Origin of the sequence: Variovorax sp. 3319 (assembly GCF_031456585.1) — a bacterium.
GTDB lineage: Bacteria > Pseudomonadota > Gammaproteobacteria > Burkholderiales > Burkholderiaceae_C > Variovorax > Variovorax paradoxus_P.
Genome location: NZ_JAVDUZ010000020.1, coordinates 1 through 16,239 on the forward strand (window position 1 = coordinate 1; position 16,239 = coordinate 16,239).

The window sequence follows — 16,239 nt, forward strand, 5'->3', positions numbered from 1 at the left end:
CGGCCAGGTAGCTCGCCAGGCCGATGGTGAGCGCCGGAAACAGGATGTGGAACGAGATCGTGAAGCCGAACTGGATTCGGGCAAGCAGCAGGGCGTCCATGCGTCTCACCATAGCGTCACAAGCAGATAGCTGCAACAGGCGCGTCCGTAAGATGAACGCCGGCCACTGCCCGTTGCTGCCATCGGCGCAGTTGCGAGCTTGCCGCTTTCACAACGACAAAAGGAGATTTGCAGATGCAGAACGGACCCCTTCAACCGCGCCGCCGTTTTCTCAAGACTGCAGCGGGATCAGGACTCGCCGCCTTCGCGGGCCTGGCCGGTGCGCAGTCTTTCGACTTCAAGCCCAACCAGCGCTACCCGGACCCATCGGTGTTGATACTGGACCCGAGCTTTGCCAGGTACCGCATCTACAGCAGCACGGTCGAGCAGCTTGGCACCGGCATGCGGTGGGCCGAGGGGCCGGTGTACTTTCCTGAAGGCGGCTACCTGCTGTGCAGCGACATTCCGAACAACCGGCTCATGAAGTACGACGAAAAGACCGGCAAGTTCACGGTGCACAAGCAGAACGCCAACTACGCCAATGGCAACACGCGCGACCGCCAGGGCCGGCTGGTAACGTGCGAGCACTCCGTCACGCGCCGCGTGGTGCGCACCGAGAAAGACGGCCGAATGACGGTGCTGGCCGACAGCTACGAAGGCAAGAAGCTCAACGCGCCCAACGACGTGGTGGTCAGGTCCGACGACACGGTGTGGTTCACCGACCCGACCTTCGGCATCAACGGGGAGTGGGAAGGTTCGAGGGCAACGCCCGAACAGCCGACGACCAACGTCTACCGCATTGCCAAGGACGGCAAGCTCACCGCGGTGATCACCGACCTCGTCAACCCCAACGGCCTCGCGTTCTCCCCGGATGAGAAAAAACTCTACGTGGTCGAGTGGAAAGGCACGCCCAATCGCAGCATCTGGAGCTACGACGTTTCAGCCGACGGCACCAGCGTGTCGAACAAGACAAAGCTGGTGGACGCCGACGGCCCAGGCGCGCTCGACGGCTTTCGCGTCGACCGCGACGGCAACCTCTGGTGCGGCTGGGGCTTCAGCGGCGCCTTCTCGCCGGAGCCCACCGATGTGGGCGGCGGCATGAAGGCGCACTTGCCGCTTGGCAAGTCCGAAGAGATGGACGGCGTGAAGATCTTCAACCCGCAAGGCAAGCCCATCGGCTTCATCCGCCTTCCGGAGCGGTGCGCAAATCTCGAATTTGGCGGGCCCAAGCGCAACCGCCTCTACATGACGAGCAGCCATTCGCTCTACGCACTCTACGTGGAAGCGCACGGCGCGGTGTAGCGCCGCCGTGGCCGTCTCGGCCCGCCGTCAGTCGAGATTCACCAGGTTCAAGATTGCCATCGGGCCGCCCGGGAACTGCACGAGGCGGCCCTCGTTCACGCCGCCCAGGTCGATGGGCGCAAAGCCCAGGCGCGCGATCAGGTCGCTCACCGTCTTCTTCGCGTCGGCATCTTCGCCCGAGACAAACAGCACGCGGCGGCCGCCGGCAACTTTAGGGTCGGCCTCGAGCGCGGCCGCTGCCAGGTGGTTGAAGGCCTTCACCACGCGAGCGCCCGGCGCAAGTTCGGCCACCACTTCGTTGGAGGCGCGGCCACCCAGGTCGAAGGGCCGCAGCGACGGTGCCTCGACGGCATTGTTTGCATCGACCAGGATGCGGCCGTTCCAGGGCCCGAGGTCTTTCAGCGCGGCGGGCAGGCGGTTCCAGTTGACTGCGACAAAAACAAGATCGGCCTGGGCCGCCTCCTTGAGGTCGACCGCCTTGATGCGGGGCCCGAGTTCGTCGACCAACGGCTGAAGCGTTTGCGGGCCGCGGCTGTTGGCAATGGAGGCGTCGATGCCGCTGCGTGCAAGTTGGCGAGCAATGGCAGAGCCGATTTCGCCGGCGCCGATGATGGAGATTTTCATTTGGTTTTCCTTTTGTTGAAGTACGCAAGATCGTCTTGCTGGATTCAACTTTAGGTATTCGCGCTCCATAGCAATAGTCATGACTGGCTTGAATTACTTTCAAGCATTTGTTGAAATGCAATTCAATGGAAACCCTCGCCAATCTCGAATCGTTCGTGCGCAGTGCCGAAACGGGCAGCTTCTCGTCGGCGGCGCGGCGGCTCGCGCTCACGCCCGCGGCAGTCAGCCGCAACGTTGCCCAGCTGGAGCGCAACCTTGGCGTGCGCCTGTTCCAGCGCAGCACGCGCGGCCTTACGCTGAGCGAGGCGGGCGAACGGTTCCTGCAGTCGGTGCAGGGGGGCCTCGACAGCATCCAGGGCGCCATTGCCGACGTCACCGTGAATGCAGGGCAGCCGGCTGGCGTGCTCAAGCTGAGCGCGGCGCCGGGCTTCGGCATGGACTACCTGTTGCCGCTGATGCCTGCCTTCCTCGAAAAATATCCGGCCGTGGTTCCCGACTGGTTCTTCGACAACCGTCCGCTCGACCTGATTGCCGGCGGCTTCGACGCAGCTGTCGGCGGCGGCTTCGAGCTCCCGCCCGGAATGGTGGCGCGCGAGCTCGGGCGCATCCACCTCATTGCGGCGGCGTCGCCCGGTTTTCTGCGCGGCAAGCGCCGCCCGAAAGACCCGGCTGGGCTTGCGGAACTCGCAGCCGTTTCCATGCGCTCGCCGCTGCACGGCCGCTTGCGTACACCGGTCATGCGCAACGGCGCCGGGCGCGAGATGGCGGCCGCGCAGAAGCCCTTGATGATGGTGAACGACCCCGATGCGCTCTGCCGCGCAACGCTGCTGGGCCTGGGCGTCGGCCTGATCGCCGTGCCGCATGCCGCGCCCCACCTGCAGAGCGGCGCGCTCGAGCGGCTGCTGCCCGACTGGCATTGCGACCTTGGGCCGCTCTCGCTGTACTTTGCAAGCCAGAAGCTGCTGCCCGGCAAGACGCGCGCGTTCGTCGATTTTGTGACCGCCGCGTTCCGCGAGCAGAAGCTCGCCCAGCGCCTGTCCGGCGGCATTCGGACGCGCGGTAACACTGGCTGACTTGTGCGGCGGGGATGATGCGGCATACTCCCACCCCCCAAACTCGCCAGAAGCCCGCTGAATGGACAAGGAAGTCGACCCCCGTGTACTCGCCGTCATCGACGAGATGCGACTGTCAGGACCACGGCTCAGTCCGGTCGAAATCGTCGCCAAGATGGGCGTGTTCGACGCGCGCGACAAGCCCTTCGAGTACGCCTGGATGGCCACGGGCGACAACGTCATCGCCACCATCTGGGCCGAGTATGTGAACGTCGGTGCGAACGGGCGCTGGTTCTATCTCGAATCGCTCGACACGCAGCATCGCCCGGGCGGCGGTGCGCGAACGCCCAACCAGGTACAGCGCGCCAAGGACCGCCTCGCATTGCTGAAGCGCACCTTCGACGCAGGCCAGGGCTTTCGGGCCGTCGTGCAGACCAACCGCATTGCCATTGCCGAACTGGAAAGCAACAAGAACGCAAAGGTGTCCACGCGCGTGCGCGACGACTCCGAATGGCACGTTGCAAGCTGGGAGCCCGAGCAGCTGCTGGCGGTGCTGGTGCGCGGGCCGCGCGGCTGGGTTCCCGATGAGGCCGACATGCAGGCCGCCAAGGCGCGGGGCGGCGTTCCTGCCGCTGTGGAAGCAGAGCCCGAGGCGATAAAGCCGGCTTCGCAGGAAGAGGTTCAGGCTGCCGCCATGGCTTATGTCATGGGCCACTTCAAGGGCTACGGCTACAAGGCTGAAGACGTGACCGCACAGAAGCTGGGCTTCGACATCGAAGTGTCGAACGCGAAAGGCGCAACCCTGCTCAGGGTGGCCGTGAAGGGCACCTCCACCGCAACGCCCAACTTCCACCTGACGCCCGAAGAAAACGCGTGCTCCGCGCGCGAGCCGCTCTGGCGCCTGCTGGTGGTGGCAGACGCCGGCGGCCCCACCGCGCAGCACAAGATCTACAAGCCTTCGGAGATGAGCCAGGCGCCTGGCTTCGAAGCCCGCGGCTAGAGCTGCAGGTTCACATCGACCTTGGGCGTTCCGGGCGCCGATTGCGCGACCACGACGATGCGATCTTCCAGGCGCTGAAAGTGCAGGTCCACCCGCCCACTCCCGATCTGCAGCCCCTGCACATGCAGCTGGTCGATGTCCGCAGGCAAATGCGGCCGCACGATCTTCACCTCGCGCCGGATGCCGTCCACATGCAGGCCGAGGCACGCCTGCAGCAGCATGAACACCGACCCCGCGGCCCACGCCTGGGGCAGGCACGCCACCGGGTAGGCAACGGGTGACTGGCCGGGCTGCCGGTCGAAGCCGCAGAAGAGTTCGGGCAAGCGCATGCCGAAGTGCGAAGCCGTCTCGAACAGGTTGTCCAGTATGCGCACCACACCGTCGCGCTCGCCGTAGTGCGCAAGCCCCGCAGCACACAACGCCACGTCGTGCGGCCACACAGAGCCGTTGTGATACGACATCGGGTTGAAACGCACAGCCTCGGTCGGCAAGGTGCGAATGCCCCAGCCCGATGCAAACGCCGACGACAGCAACTGGTGGCCGACGGACAGGGCCCGCTCTTCGCCCGGTAGGCCCGTGAAAAGCAAGTGCCCCGCATTGGACGACCGCACGCGGCACGGCTGGTTGGCACCGTCGATGGCAAGCGCATAGAACTTCAGGTCGTCGAGCCAGAAGCGGTTTTCGACTGCTTTGCGCATGGCCGCTGCGCGCTGGCGCCAACGGCTGGCGCCGGAGTCGCCCTGCCACTCTGCCATCGATGCCATGGCGAGAAAAGCCGCATAGACGTAGCCCTGCACCTCCACCAGCGCAATCGGGCCTTCGGGTGTGCGGCCGTCGGCATGAAAGATCGAGTCATGGCTGTCCTTCCACCCCTGGTTGGCAAGGCCGCTGGCTTCACCGCGCTGGTAGGCCAGCAGGCCATCGGGGTGGCGCGCCATGTTGCGCTCCATCCATTCGCAGGCCGCGCACAGCGCGGGCCAGATGTGCGCGATGGTTGCGCGGTCGGCGGTGCGCTGCGCGTAGGCACCTGCCAGGGCCACGAAAAGCGGCGTGGTGTCTACCCCGCCGTAGTACTGGCCGAAGGGCAGCTCGTCGACCGCCGCCATTTCGCCCTTGCGGGTCTCGTGCATGATTTTTCCGGGCTCTGCATCGCGAAAGCTCGAAGTCTGGCGCGCCTGCCGCGCCGCAAGAAATTCGAGCACGCCCTGCGCCAACCTCGGATCGATCCACAGCGTCTGGAAAGCCGTGACGATGGCGTCGCGGCCAAAGGGCGTGGAGAACCATGGAATGCCCGCATAGGGATACGGCCCCGTGGGCAGGTCGGTCGTGAGCAGCGCGAGGTCGGCGCGCGAGCGGTCGAGCCAGGCCTGGAACAGGCGCCCCGAAGCCTGCAGGCGCGAACCGCGGCGTTGGCGTGCGCGCATGCGCCAACGCGCAAGCACGCCAGCCTCGCGAAAGCGCGCCGCATTGGGCAGGCCCGGTTCCGTGCCCACCTCTATGTACAGCGTCCACTCGCCGTGAGCCGCAAGCGGCACGGTGAATTCGGCAGTGCCTGCGTCAAGGCGCAGCGGTGCCTCCGAAAAGTCGATGCATGCGAGCCGCGTGACCGTGTCGAGCCCCTGGTAGCGCAGCACCACGCCTTGCGCGCCCACCTCCGGCGCGCCGATGTCGCCACGCCGCGCGCGCTGCTGGCCACGCACTTCGAACATGTCCCGAAAGTCCGCGCCGAACTGCAGCGCGAGCGGCGCCTGCGCGGGCTGGTCGCTGTAGTTGACGAGCCGGATGCGCTCGAACAGCCGCGCGTTCCACAGAAAGCGCTTGCGCTCCAGATGAATCACGCCCTGCGGCATCGATGTCGATCCGAGCACCGGCAGCGGGCGGTTGGTGAGATTGGCGGTGAAGAAGACGTTGTCCTGGCTCACTCCGCTCGACAAGAGCGACGGCCGCGCACGGTCGAGCCGCAGCACGAATGACGACAGCATGCGCGTGTCGTCGTGAAAGAGCCCGTCTACACCGCCGCCCACGTCGCCGTGGCTGTCCATCACAAAGTAAGTGTCGCCTTCCTTGAGCACAAAGGCGTGCTGCACCGCGCGTTCGGTGGCCGGCTCGGTTTGTTCGACAGCAGGCGCTTCGACGCTCATCGCTCAGGCCACCTCATGAAAAACATGATCTTGCGGCGGCAGTACGCCGCCGCCAACCAGGCGCTTGTATTGCTCCACATAGGCACTGGCCATTGCATGCGCGGAGAACCTGCTTTCGAATGCCTGCCGCACGCGGTGCCGGTCGAGCTTGCCAACGGCGCGCACCGCTTCCACCGCCTGCAGCTCGTCTTCGACGATGAGCCCGCTCACGCCGTGCTCGATCACTTCGGGCACCGATCCGCAGCGCCATCCGATCACCGGCGTGCCGCAAGCCATGGCCTCGATCATCACCAAGCCAAACGGCTCGGGCCAGTCGATGGGAAAGAGCAGCGCCCGCGCACCGCCAAGAAACCTTGCCTTGTCGGCATCGCCGATTTCGCCGATGTACTCGACCAGCGGGTCGTCGAGCATGGGCTTTATCTTGTGCGCAAAGTAGCTTGCATCCGCCGCATCGACCTTGGCTGCAATCTTGAGCGGAAGCCCGGCCTTCTTCGCAATCTCGATGGCACGGTCGGGCCGTTTTTCCGGAGAGATGCGTCCCAGGAAGGCCAGGTATCCGTCGGGCTTGGGCTGAAACGCATAGGGCGTTTCGTCGAGCCCGTGGGGAATGGTTGCAAACCAGTTGGCAAAGGGCATGGGCCTGCGCTGGTGGCGAGAGATGGAGACCAGCGGATACCGGTTCCAGCGCATGTACGCACCCGGCAAGTCTGCAATGTCGAGCCGGCCGTGCAGCGTGGTGAGCGTGCGCCCGGCCATGTCCTCGAAGAACGGAAAGTGCATCAGGTCGACGTGGAAATGCAGCACGTCGAACTGGTGCGCCCGCCGCCTCACTTCGTGAAGCATGCTCAGGTGGCTGGCCAGGTCCGACTTGAGCGGCGCCGGGTCCAGGCGCAGGGCCTGCGCGCGCATGGGAGCTAGCTGCGCTCGCGTCTGGGTATCGGCCGAAGCGAACAGGGTGACCTCGTGGCCCTGGTCGACCAGCGCATTGGCCAGGTGGGCGACAACCCTTTCGGTGCCGCCGTAAAGCCGCGGCGGCACGGCTTCATAGAGTGGTGCGATCTGCGCGATCTTCATCGTCAAGACAGTCTCCTCGCAAGGAAATGAATGAACAAGGAATGAGAGCGAAGAAAACGGAGGCGAATGGCTTCCGAGCCGCCATTTTGAGCCGCCTGTTTTTAATTTCAAGAGCTTGCCGCTCTATGCGGTAACCGTGACCGTGGTGGCATCGCAATGGTTTGCTGCGTGGGTACTCTCGCCCTGCCTCCATTGAGCAGGCATGCGGCGCTGCCTTCGGTTCAGAGAGCGGGCGGCAGGCGAATCTCGATCGGGTGCGTGCGCTCGTACAGTTGCTGGCATTCGATGCAGCGGGCGGAGGCGGGCAGCGCGTCGAGCCTTTCGGCCGGAATCTCCATCCCGCAATCCACACAGGTGCCGAATTCGCCAGTGCGCAGGCGCTCCCGCGCGGCCTCGATGTCTCGCAGCTCGGAAACATCGCGGTCCATTTCCACGTTTCGGAGCGCTCCGCGCAACCGCTCTTCGGCCGCATCGACCGAGTCGGGCACTTGCACATGCGGCGTTCGGGTGGGCGCCTCGGCTTCATCGGCCTTGGCGGTCCTCAGTTCCGACTCGAGTTCGGCCGCCCGCTCGTCGAGCTTGCGGTGCCACTGTTCTGTGTTCTTCGTCATGCCGGAATCACCGGCAATCGGGATGCCTGCGCAGGCGCTTTGGCAGGTGCGCGCCGGGCATGCGATGCTCCGGCTATACGGCTATATCCCGCCGCAACCAAGCTTGAACTGAATTGCAGTACCCCCACACCCTTCTTCTGGCCGCGCTGCGCGACGCGCCGCGCAGGTACTGCATGCCGCCTTTGCCCGCCGATGCCGAAGCGGCCGCGGCAAGCGGCACCGATGCGGCGCTGGCCTTTGCCATCGACGCCGCCCGCGTTGCATGGGAAGAGCGCAACACGCCCCTGCCAGCTGAAGCCGGATCGTTATTCACCCGGGCGCTCGCACAGCTGATTCAAAAGTCCTTGGCGCGCGAGGGCGGCGACCCGGCCTTCCAGGCGCTGGTGATGCAAGCTCAGGATGCGGCGGTGAATGAGCACGCGCAGCTCTGGCGGCTGCGCGATGCCGATCAGCGCGCGGTCAGGGCCGCGATAAATGCCTTCGCCCATCCGGGCAAGTTGCGCCGCATGCCGGAGGGCGAATTGCGCGATGCACTGGCGCAGCTGCATGAACTGGCGGCATCAGGCTTGTGGGAAGAGCTGGCGCAGGGCATCAAGAATTTGCTCGACCGAAAACGCCCTGCGGAGAAAAGTTTGCAGCCAGCGCTGCAAGCAATTCTGTCCGGCCCTTCGCTCGACCGGTTGGCGCGCAGCAACGAGTTGCTGCATTTGGAGGCCGTGCAGCGGTACCAGGCGCTTGTTGAAAGGCAGGGGCCGGCGGCTGGCAGCGATGCCGCACTCTCCAAAGGGCGTGCGTCGGCGCGGCGCGGTGAAGCGGCTGAAGAAGCAAGCACCCTTGCGCTCGGCGAGATTGCGGATCTGCTGAACCGGCACGACAAGGGCAACGCGAGTTATCGCGTGGTGCGCAGCCTTCGAAATCCGCCTGCTTTTCCGGGCGAAGCGAACAAGGCAAAGGAAGAATGGGACGCCGCCATTGTTCGCGATGGTGCCGACGCCACCGCCGAGCTTGTTCTTCTTGCGGAGATCAAGGCTTCTCCCGCCGCTGCAACGGCCGACTTCTCACGTTTGCTGCGCAGCTTGCGTCGGTTGGCCGAGGCAGGCGCCGAAGAGACATATGCCTTTGCATCCGCCGACGGCCTCACGCGCATTCATGGCACATCGCTGCAAAGGCTCTTGCCCGATGGCGATTCATTGCCGCCGCATGTGATCTATTGCTGCTCGGCAGCGCCCGAGGCCCGCCCGCCGACGTTGAGCGCGGCAAGCAAGGCCGTGCTGCTCGCCGAGCCGGCCAGCCTGGCATTCGCGCATCGGCTTCTTGCAGGTGCAGAGGCGCCACCGCCCGACTCCCTGGCTGCCGTGTGGCAAGCACTCATGACAGAGCCGAGGCTGCGCGCCGCGCTGAATCAGTACGACACCGCCCGAAAGGCCCGCGCCGCAATGCTGCATCCGGCCGATCTGCTGGCGAGCGCAGCCCGTCAGTTCGATGAGGCGCCCGGCGCATCGGACAACCGCCGGTAGCCACGGGCTCTAGTGCTTGGGCGCGCGCTGGGGCTGGGGCGCATCGTCGATGCGCGAACCTCGCTGCCCGGCCTCGGCGGGACTGCCCCCATCGGACGTCACGTACACGCTGCGCGCCGGAATTGCGAACTCCAGGCCCAGTGCGCCGAACTCCCGCATCATCTGCAGGTTGAGGCGCTGCTGCTCGTCCATGTACAGGCCGTAGTCGGGCGTCGTCACAAAATAGACCACTTCGAAATCGAGCGAGCTTTCGCCGAAAGCCTGGAAGTGCACGCGGTCCAGACGCAGCTTCGGCCGCGACTCGATCAGCCGCTTCACGATGCCGGGAACCGCCTCCAGCTTTTCCGGATCGCTGCGGTAGCTCATGCCAAACTTGAACGCAATGCGGCGTTCGTCCATGCGGCGATAGTTCTTCACCACCTGCTTGAGCAGGTCGGTGTTGCTGATGACGATCTGCTCGCCCGTAAGGCTGCGCAAGCGCGTGGTCTTCAGGCCGATGTGCTGCACCGTGCCCGACAGGTCGCCAATGCCGATGGCGTCGCCCACTTCGAAGGGCTTGTCGACTGCAATCGAAAGCGATGCGAACAGGTCGCCAAGAATGTTCTGCACCGCCAGGGCAATGGCAATGCCGCCGACGCCGAGGCTGGCCACGAATGCGGTGATGTTGACACCCAGATTGGACAACACCGCCAACAGCACCACCGCCCACAGCAGCGTGCGCAGCGACCACGAGAGGAGCACTGCCGACGCACTGACCTGCGTCATGCCCGAAGAGCCATGGCGCTCCTCATAGCGGCGCAGGCCAAGGCTGATGGCCTTCGTAAACCAGAGCCCGATCTGCAGTGCCAGCGCAATGAACCACAGCTGCTCGACCCGCTGGTTCCAGCGCTCGGACAAATCGAGCATGCCCACGCCGACAAGCAGCGCCGCAAGCAGCAGGAACACGCGGTTGGTACTGCCAAGCACATCGACCACCATGTCGTCGACATGATTGCTGGTGCGCTGCGCAAGCTGGCGCGTGCGGCCGATTACATAGCGCAGCACCAGCCGCATGGCGAGATAGGCCGCGAGTGCGGCCGCAATTGCCAGCGCCACGTCGCGCGTTGGCAGCCCCAGCAAGGTTGTATCGGCGAGCGCCTCGAGTCTCCCGTTCATCGGCGGGGGCCCTTCGTCGCATCGAATGCGTACCGGGCGGGGTGGGTAGTTTGTAAAAGAGTCACGTCGTTCCTTTGGATTGAAAGCAGCGGGGCTTTGCCTCAGGCATCGCCGACATTCACGGTGACAGTGCCGGTGCCGTCGCAGTCCGGGCAGCGCCCGTTGCCTGCTTGGCCCGAGCCGCCGCAACGCGGGCAAATGCCATCGGCGGTCTGGGGAGTGCCAGGCGGTACCTCATCGCCGGCGTGGCCCGTACGGCCCTTTCGAGAGCGGGGAGATGGAGGCGTTGGCGCGGGGTTGTTGATATTCTGGGTCATCGAAAAATCCTCGGTGAGCAATCGGACTCTCTTGTCGTGCCAGGTGGCGCCAAGGCAACCCGCATGCCCGCAAACCCTGCCGCACACGCCGGGCACCCCGCTTGCCGTGTAGCGCCAATGCCCAACCTGGCGGCCCTCCGCCCGACCCTGGAACGCAAACGATGACGGAAAGCAGAGCCCGCCCCGGTGACCATGGCGCGACGCGCAACAACGACCGCACGCAACCCCAAGCACCGGTGTCCGAGGCTGGCGTTGCGCGCACCTACGACCGGCTCGCGCCGCTGTATGACACGCTGTTCGGCCAGGTGCTGGAGCCCGGGCGCAAGCGCATGGCGCAGGTTGTTCGCACGCTGCAGCCGGCATCGCTGCTCGAAGTGGGTGTTGGCACCGGGCTGGCGCTGGCGGGCTATCCGGCCGAATGCAAGATCGTGGGCATCGATCTTTCGCACGACATGCTCGAACGCGCACGCGAGCGCGCGGCCCACCTGCCACAGCACAACATTGCCATCGAGCACATGAACGCCGAGCGCATGCGTTTTGCCGATGGCACTTTCGACTGCGTGACCGTGCCCTATGTGCTCTCGGTAACGCCCCGCCCGGCCGAGCTTGTGCGCGAGATACGGCGGGTGTGCAAGCCGGGCGGAACCATTGTGGTGCTGAATCATTTCAGCGGCAGCAAGCTGTGGTGGCTTCTGGAGCGCGCCGTTCGTTCTGCGGCCGAGCATGTGGGGTTTCGCTCCGACTTCAAGTACGGCGAGCAGATACTCTCGCACGACTGGCAGGTGCTGAGCGCCGACCCGGTCAACCTGTTCGGCCTTTCGAAACTCGTGGTGCTGAACAACAACCGCTAGCGCAGCCTCTGAATGCGTTCGGCGCGTTCGGCTCGATGGTGAGTTGTGCTGCAAATGTTGCGGCATGCAGCCGCGGTGCTGTTGCTCAACCCTTCGCACGAGCGTGGATCTCCGGATACTTGTCGTCATAGAACGCCATGGACTCTTTCAGCGCCAGATGCTCCTGGTACGGGTCTTCGTACGTCCACACCGCGTCGTCGAGTTGCCGCTCGCCCAGGTTCAAGCTGTAGTAGCTCGCGAGCCCCTTGAACGGGCATTCGGTCGTCGTCTGCGAGCGCTTGAGCTTTTCCATGCGGACGTCGGCGCGCGGAAAGTAGTAGCGCACAGGGGACTTGTCTTCGACAACCTTGATGACGTTGCTCGAGGCGGCGACGACGACGCCCTCGACTTCGACCTCCATTGCTTGTTGCACCGCTTCTTCGCGTACCTTGTGATCGGGCCATTTTTGATGCCCTGGTGACTTGCTGCTCATTTCGCACTACTCCTGGGTTGGTTGAGATGGCTCTTGAACCAGTCGCGGGCCAATGTGGAAACTGCGCCAAGCGCGTCGGGCTCTTCGAACAGGTGCGTTGCGCCGGGCACGATGGTCATGCGCTTCTCGCAATGCATTGCCGCCATGGCCTGCGAGTTCATGTCGATCACCGGACCGTCGTTGCCGCCGACGATCAGCAGCGTGGGTGCGCGCACGCGCTCGAGCGCCGGGCCGGCCAGGTCCGGCCGGCCGCCGCGAGACACCACCGCGTCGACAGTGTCGGGCCGCTGCGCTGCCGCCACCAGTGCGGCACCGGCACCGGTGCTTGCACCGAAGTAGCCGATTCTCAAGTTGGCGGTTTGATCATTGCTGCGCAGCCAATCGGTCAGGCGCACCAGCCGATCGGCCAGCATTGCAATATCGAAGCGCAGCTCGCGCGTGCGTTGGTCCTCGGCTTCTTCGTCGGGCGTCAAAAGGTCGACGAGGAGCGTGGCGAGCCTCGACGCGTTGAGGCTTTCGGCAACCTGGCGGTTGCGCGGGCTCAGGCGGCTGCTTCCGCTGCCATGCGCGAACAGCACGATTCCGTTGCACGACGCAGGCACGCTCAGGTCTGCATCGAGCGACACGGAAGAAGATCGCAATGCAATGCGAAACGCGCGGCGCTCCGCGGGTCTGGATGCGGAGTCCACCAGCTACACCCCAGCAGAAAAAATCGTTGGAGGGTGTGTTCCGCGCGCGCCGGCAGCCGCCGGTATTCGGAACATCTCGACAGTCATTCGGTTTCCTTTGTGCGAGGGCTCGACACCCGTCGAGCTCGCCATCGGTCACCTTAGTTTCTTGCCGGTGTTCTTCTGTAGGGTGATGCCCACATTCGCGTAGGCGCAGTGGAGCGTTGCAACTTGAAAAAGAAGAGTGGCGCCGCGGCGCATTACGCGGATGGCTTGCCCTGCGGAATGGCGATGGCGCGGCGGGCCAACTGGGCCAGGGGAACCGCTCGCGCGAGAGGCCGGGCTTCAACCACCGGAGGCGCCACCGCGGGTTGTTCGTCCTCATCGTCGAGCTTGAAAGTTGCCACCACCTGCGACAGGTTGCCTGCCTGCTCTTGCAACGATTGGGCTGCGGCTGCAGCCTCTTCGACCAGCGCCGCGTTCTGCTGCGTGACCTGGTCCATCTGCGCGATGGCCTGGTTGACCTGCTCGATGCCCTGCGCCTGCTCGTGACTGGCCGCGGTGATCTCGCCGATGATGTCCGTTACGCGCCTGACGCCGCTCACGATTTCTTCCATCGTCTTGCCAGCTTCGCTCACCAGTGCACTGCCCACGTCGACCTTGCCCACGGAGTCGTCGATCAGGCCCTTGATTTCCTTGGCCGCTGCGGCCGAGCGTTGCGCGAGGCTGCGAACCTCGGAGGCCACAACCGCAAAACCCCGGCCCTGTTCACCCGCACGCGCCGCTTCGACCGCCGCATTGAGAGCGAGGATGTTGGTCTGGAACGCAATGCCGTCGATCACGCCGATGATGTCGACGATCTTCTTGGACGACGCATTGATCGACGCCATGGTGTCGACCACCTGCCCCACCACGCTTCCGCCCTTGACTGCAACCTCGGAGGCCGAAAGCGCGAGCTGGTTAGCCTGCCGCGCGTTGTCTGCGTTCTGCTTGACGGTGCTGGTGAGTTCTTCCATCGAGGCAGCCGTTTCTTCGAGCGAACTCGCCTGCTGCTCGGTGCGCGAAGACAGATCGTGATTGCCCGCGGTAATTTGCCCCGACGCCACCACGATCGAATCGGTCGATGCCTTGATGCGCGTCACCACGTCGGTCAGCGTGTCTTCCATCTCGCCCATGCCACGCAGCAGGCGACCGAAATCGCCGCCGCGCTCGGTCTCGAATTCCTTGCTGAGGTCGCCCGAGGCTACGGTTTCTGCTATGAAAATGGCCTCGCCAAGCGGTTGCATGATGCTGCGCGAAAGCCAGATGCTGCCGCCCACCCCCGCCAGCAGCGCGGCCAACCCGAAGCCCATCATCAGGCTGCGGGCCGAGTCGATACGCCGTGCGAGTTCAGGTGCAACGCCGCTGCCCGCAGCGACGTCGCCAAGACATACGAAGCCGATGACGAGCCCCGTCGCCATCAACAGCAACACGATCCCGAACGCCATGCCCAGTTGGGCACCGATCTTCCAATTGCGCATGTGCTCTTCCGTGACGGCCACCGACGCGGAGGCCTCCTATCCAGGCATATCGGCAGATGAGGGCCGGAACTTGAGAGGCGGAAGCTAGGGAGAAACCCGGAGACTCCGCATACGAAGCTTCATGGTTCCATGGGCCGCGTGGTGCTCCTGCGTGGGATGAGTGTGGAAAGGCCCCCTCGCTATACTGCATTCGTCACGTCGAAAAGGGCGTGATCGGGTTTAGCAGCCTGAAGCATCTCTGCGACGAAAGCCGCAGTTTTCCCGCAGGACCTGCGGCTTTGTCGTTCGTGCCTCCAGTTTTAGGCGGCTCGGATGGGAGGGCGCGAGCCCTGCCGGTTCTCGCAAGAGGTGCCCGGTCTGCTAACCCGTTCGAGTCGCCGCCATCGTTTAGCAGCGAGTGCGGCGGTTTTTGCAAACCGCACCTCTTGGAGGCCATCGATGGCTAGATCCGCCCGCGCGCTCGCGCAATCCCCCTCGCCCCTCGCCTCTTCTTCTGAGGCTGCGGTTGCAACGACCTTGTGCCCGCTGCAAGACAGCGCCGAAGCGCTCACGCTGCAGGCATCCGACGACATCGACAGCATTCACGACGTGCAGCGCGCGTACGCGTGTCTCGAAAGGCTCATCGCGCCGCAGCGCATGAATGACCCCGAAGAGTTGTACGTAGCCCGCAGCGAGCTAGGCGCGCTCTTGCGGTTGCTGAACGCCGAACTGCAGCGCGGCATCGATACCGCCGTGACCACGATTGAATCCGCGCGCGCGGCCTTGGCCGAAGGTTCGTGAAACAGAAGAACCCGGATCACCGGGCCGCGCGTGACTGGCAAATTGCGCTGTATCCTGCATTCTGTCCAATTTTGCTATTTTTGCCATAATGGCAACAAAGGAGCACATCATGGCCGCCGTACTGCCCAGCCTCAACGACCTGCCTCGCCAGAACGCATCCCACGTCAAGAACCGGTGGGGCGACGTGGTTCGCCAAGTGCAGCAGTCGGGCAGCCTGGCGGTGACCAACCACTCGACCGTGGAGATGGTGCTCCTGACCGCAGCCACCTACAACCAGTTGGTGGAAGACGCGCAGGCACTCAAGGCGCGTGAACAGTCGGTGCTCGACGAACTCGGCCGCCGCTTCGACGCACGCCTTGGCGCGCTGCAGCAGCCCGATGCCGCGGCGAACGTGAACAGCCTGTTCGCGGCCAAGGGCAAGCTCGCGCGACCTCCCAAGGCAGGCGACACGTTCTGATGGCGCCAGCGGCAGCAGCAGCGCGCCCGTTCATCCTGGTGCTGGCCGGAGTCAACGGAGCGGGCAAGAGCTCGGTGGGCGGCGCCCTGCTCGCCGAACACGGGCTCGCCTGGTTCAACCCGGACACGTTCGCGCGCGAACTCGTCGCGCAGCTCGGGCTGACGCCAGAAGAAGCGAACGCCCGCGCATGGAACCTGGGCCGCGAGCGGCTGGAGGCGGCCATTGCGCAAGGCGCCAACTATGCGTTCGAAACCACGCTGGGCGCAAACACCATTCCCGCACTGCTCGCCCGCGCCGCGTCGAGCCACGACGTGGTCATGATCTATTGCGGTCTTTCTTCGCCCGAGCAGCACATAGCCCGCGTCCGCGCGAGGGTGGCGCGCGGAGGCCACAGCATTCCCGAAGCCAAGATTCGCGAGCGCTGGACCGCGTCGCGCGCCAACCTGATTCAGTTGCTGCCAAAGCTGACACGGCTCCAGGTCTTCGACAACAGCGCGGAAGCGCCGCCCGGAGAAGAGATTGCAGACCCGGTGCTGGTGCTTGAGCTGAGTTCGGGCGAGCCGATTTTTCCGCAGCCCGATGATCTGGCCGCGCTCGCGGCAACGCCGCAGTGGGCGCGGCCTATTGTTCAGGCTGCGATCGATTTGCTGGGTTGAGCA

General features: G+C 64.8%; 17 protein-coding genes. 8 read left to right on the forward strand and 9 right to left on the reverse strand.

Annotated features, from left to right (window positions below):
* The coding region (locus J2X67_RS26750) for a cytochrome ubiquinol oxidase subunit I (protein ID WP_309958026.1) at window positions 1-100 on the reverse strand (100 nt) is incomplete at its 3' end.
* Between the two features lie 134 nt (window positions 101-234).
* On the opposite strand from J2X67_RS26750, the gene J2X67_RS26755 reads away from it, so the two are divergent.
* Window positions 235-1,341, forward strand: a complete 1,107-nt coding sequence (locus J2X67_RS26755; protein ID WP_309957997.1) for an SMP-30/gluconolactonase/LRE family protein — start codon at window positions 235-237, stop codon at window positions 1,339-1,341.
* 27 nt (window positions 1,342-1,368) lie between these two features.
* On the opposite strand, the gene J2X67_RS26760 is transcribed toward J2X67_RS26755, so the two are convergent.
* The gene (locus J2X67_RS26760; protein WP_309957998.1) at window positions 1,369-1,965 is read right to left on the reverse strand and encodes an NADPH-dependent F420 reductase; all 597 of its coding nucleotides are present in this window, start codon (window positions 1,963-1,965) and stop codon (window positions 1,369-1,371) included.
* A gap of 125 nt (window positions 1,966-2,090) precedes the next feature.
* On the opposite strand from J2X67_RS26760, the gene J2X67_RS26765 reads away from it, so the two are divergent.
* Entirely contained in the window at window positions 2,091-3,038 is a 948-nt protein-coding gene (locus J2X67_RS26765) for a LysR substrate-binding domain-containing protein (protein ID WP_309957999.1), read from the forward strand.
* A 61-nt stretch (window positions 3,039-3,099) separates the two neighbouring features.
* Window positions 3,100-4,017, forward strand: coding sequence for a protein NO VEIN domain-containing protein (locus J2X67_RS26770; protein ID WP_309958000.1), 918 nt, complete (start codon window positions 3,100-3,102; stop codon window positions 4,015-4,017).
* On the opposite strand, the gene J2X67_RS26775 is transcribed toward J2X67_RS26770, so the two are convergent.
* From J2X67_RS26775 to J2X67_RS26785, 3 genes are all read right to left on the reverse strand, one after another.
* Window positions 4,014-6,158 carry an amylo-alpha-1,6-glucosidase gene (locus tag J2X67_RS26775; protein ID WP_309958001.1) on the reverse strand — a complete coding sequence of 715 codons (2,145 nt, stop codon included), beginning with the start codon at window positions 6,156-6,158 and terminating at the stop codon, window positions 4,014-4,016. The two genes, J2X67_RS26770 and J2X67_RS26775, sit on opposite strands and share 4 nt — an antisense overlap.
* 3 nt (window positions 6,159-6,161) lie before the next feature.
* On the reverse strand, window positions 6,162-7,232 hold the full coding sequence (locus J2X67_RS26780) for a glycosyltransferase family 4 protein (protein ID WP_309958027.1): 1,071 nt from the start codon (window positions 7,230-7,232) through the stop codon (window positions 6,162-6,164).
* A 221-nt stretch (window positions 7,233-7,453) separates the two neighbouring features.
* Window positions 7,454-7,843: a TraR/DksA family transcriptional regulator gene (locus J2X67_RS26785; RefSeq protein ID WP_309958003.1), complete on the reverse strand. Its 390-nt coding sequence runs from the start codon at window positions 7,841-7,843 to the stop codon at window positions 7,454-7,456.
* A gap of 113 nt (window positions 7,844-7,956) precedes the next feature.
* Between J2X67_RS26785 and J2X67_RS26790 the strand changes: the two genes are divergently transcribed.
* On the forward strand, window positions 7,957-9,360 hold the full coding sequence (locus tag J2X67_RS26790; protein WP_309958005.1) for a hypothetical protein: 1,404 nt from the start codon (window positions 7,957-7,959) through the stop codon (window positions 9,358-9,360).
* Between the two features lie 9 nt (window positions 9,361-9,369).
* Here J2X67_RS26790 and J2X67_RS26795 read toward each other — a convergent pair whose 3' ends face one another.
* Window positions 9,370-10,515, reverse strand: coding sequence for a mechanosensitive ion channel family protein (locus J2X67_RS26795; protein ID WP_309958006.1), 1,146 nt, complete (start codon window positions 10,513-10,515; stop codon window positions 9,370-9,372).
* 478 nt (window positions 10,516-10,993) lie between these two features.
* On the opposite strand from J2X67_RS26795, the gene J2X67_RS26800 reads away from it, so the two are divergent.
* Entirely contained in the window at window positions 10,994-11,683 is a 690-nt protein-coding gene (locus tag J2X67_RS26800; protein WP_309958008.1) for a methyltransferase domain-containing protein, read from the forward strand.
* Window positions 11,684-11,768: 85 nt separating this feature from the next.
* Here J2X67_RS26800 and J2X67_RS26805 read toward each other — a convergent pair whose 3' ends face one another.
* From J2X67_RS26805 to J2X67_RS26815, 3 genes are all read right to left on the reverse strand, one after another.
* A complete protein-coding gene (locus J2X67_RS26805) occupies window positions 11,769-12,155 on the reverse strand; it encodes a DUF427 domain-containing protein (protein ID WP_309958009.1) in 387 nt (128 codons plus the stop codon).
* The gene (locus tag J2X67_RS26810) at window positions 12,152-12,796 is read right to left on the reverse strand and encodes a dienelactone hydrolase family protein (protein ID WP_309958010.1); all 645 of its coding nucleotides are present in this window, start codon (window positions 12,794-12,796) and stop codon (window positions 12,152-12,154) included. The genes J2X67_RS26805 and J2X67_RS26810 overlap by 4 nt, the downstream gene beginning before the upstream one ends.
* Before the next feature lie 287 nt (window positions 12,797-13,083).
* Window positions 13,084-14,343 carry a methyl-accepting chemotaxis protein gene (locus tag J2X67_RS26815; RefSeq protein ID WP_309958011.1) on the reverse strand — a complete coding sequence of 420 codons (1,260 nt, stop codon included), beginning with the start codon at window positions 14,341-14,343 and terminating at the stop codon, window positions 13,084-13,086.
* A 438-nt stretch (window positions 14,344-14,781) separates the two neighbouring features.
* Between J2X67_RS26815 and J2X67_RS26820 the strand changes: the two genes are divergently transcribed.
* The 3 genes from J2X67_RS26820 to J2X67_RS26830 all read left to right on the forward strand — a co-directional run bounded on the left by J2X67_RS26820 (window position 14,782) and on the right by J2X67_RS26830 (window position 16,236).
* A complete protein-coding gene (locus J2X67_RS26820) occupies window positions 14,782-15,123 on the forward strand; it encodes a hypothetical protein (protein WP_309958012.1) in 342 nt (113 codons plus the stop codon).
* A gap of 109 nt (window positions 15,124-15,232) precedes the next feature.
* Window positions 15,233-15,580: a prevent-host-death protein gene (locus J2X67_RS26825; protein WP_309958014.1), complete on the forward strand. Its 348-nt coding sequence runs from the start codon at window positions 15,233-15,235 to the stop codon at window positions 15,578-15,580.
* A complete protein-coding gene (locus J2X67_RS26830) occupies window positions 15,580-16,236 on the forward strand; it encodes an AAA family ATPase (RefSeq protein ID WP_309958016.1) in 657 nt (218 codons plus the stop codon). Before J2X67_RS26825 ends, J2X67_RS26830 begins: the two co-directional genes overlap by 1 nt.
* Window positions 16,237-16,239: the final 3 nt, after the last annotated feature.

Coding starts and splice junctions, on each gene's coding strand:
- J2X67_RS26800 (WP_309958008.1), top strand. CDS start 10,994: ATGACGGAAAGCAGAGCCCGCCCCGGTGACCATGGCGCGACGCGCAAC.
- J2X67_RS26770 (WP_309958000.1), top strand. CDS start 3,100: ATGGACAAGGAAGTCGACCCCCGTGTACTCGCCGTCATCGACGAGATG.
- J2X67_RS26820 (WP_309958012.1), top strand. CDS start 14,782: ATGGCTAGATCCGCCCGCGCGCTCGCGCAATCCCCCTCGCCCCTCGCC.
- J2X67_RS26815 (WP_309958011.1), bottom strand. CDS start 14,343: ATGCGCAATTGGAAGATCGGTGCCCAACTGGGCATGGCGTTCGGGATC.
- J2X67_RS26780 (WP_309958027.1), bottom strand. CDS start 7,232: ATGAAGATCGCGCAGATCGCACCACTCTATGAAGCCGTGCCGCCGCGG.
- J2X67_RS26775 (WP_309958001.1), bottom strand. CDS start 6,158: ATGAGCGTCGAAGCGCCTGCTGTCGAACAAACCGAGCCGGCCACCGAA.
- J2X67_RS26830 (WP_309958016.1), top strand. CDS start 15,580: ATGGCGCCAGCGGCAGCAGCAGCGCGCCCGTTCATCCTGGTGCTGGCC.
- J2X67_RS26785 (WP_309958003.1), bottom strand. CDS start 7,843: ATGACGAAGAACACAGAACAGTGGCACCGCAAGCTCGACGAGCGGGCG.
- J2X67_RS26755 (WP_309957997.1), top strand. CDS start 235: ATGCAGAACGGACCCCTTCAACCGCGCCGCCGTTTTCTCAAGACTGCA.
- J2X67_RS26825 (WP_309958014.1), top strand. CDS start 15,233: ATGGCCGCCGTACTGCCCAGCCTCAACGACCTGCCTCGCCAGAACGCA.
- J2X67_RS26760 (WP_309957998.1), bottom strand. CDS start 1,965: ATGAAAATCTCCATCATCGGCGCCGGCGAAATCGGCTCTGCCATTGCT.
- J2X67_RS26765 (WP_309957999.1), top strand. CDS start 2,091: ATGGAAACCCTCGCCAATCTCGAATCGTTCGTGCGCAGTGCCGAAACG.
- J2X67_RS26805 (WP_309958009.1), bottom strand. CDS start 12,155: ATGAGCAGCAAGTCACCAGGGCATCAAAAATGGCCCGATCACAAGGTA.
- J2X67_RS26795 (WP_309958006.1), bottom strand. CDS start 10,515: ATGAACGGGAGACTCGAGGCGCTCGCCGATACAACCTTGCTGGGGCTG.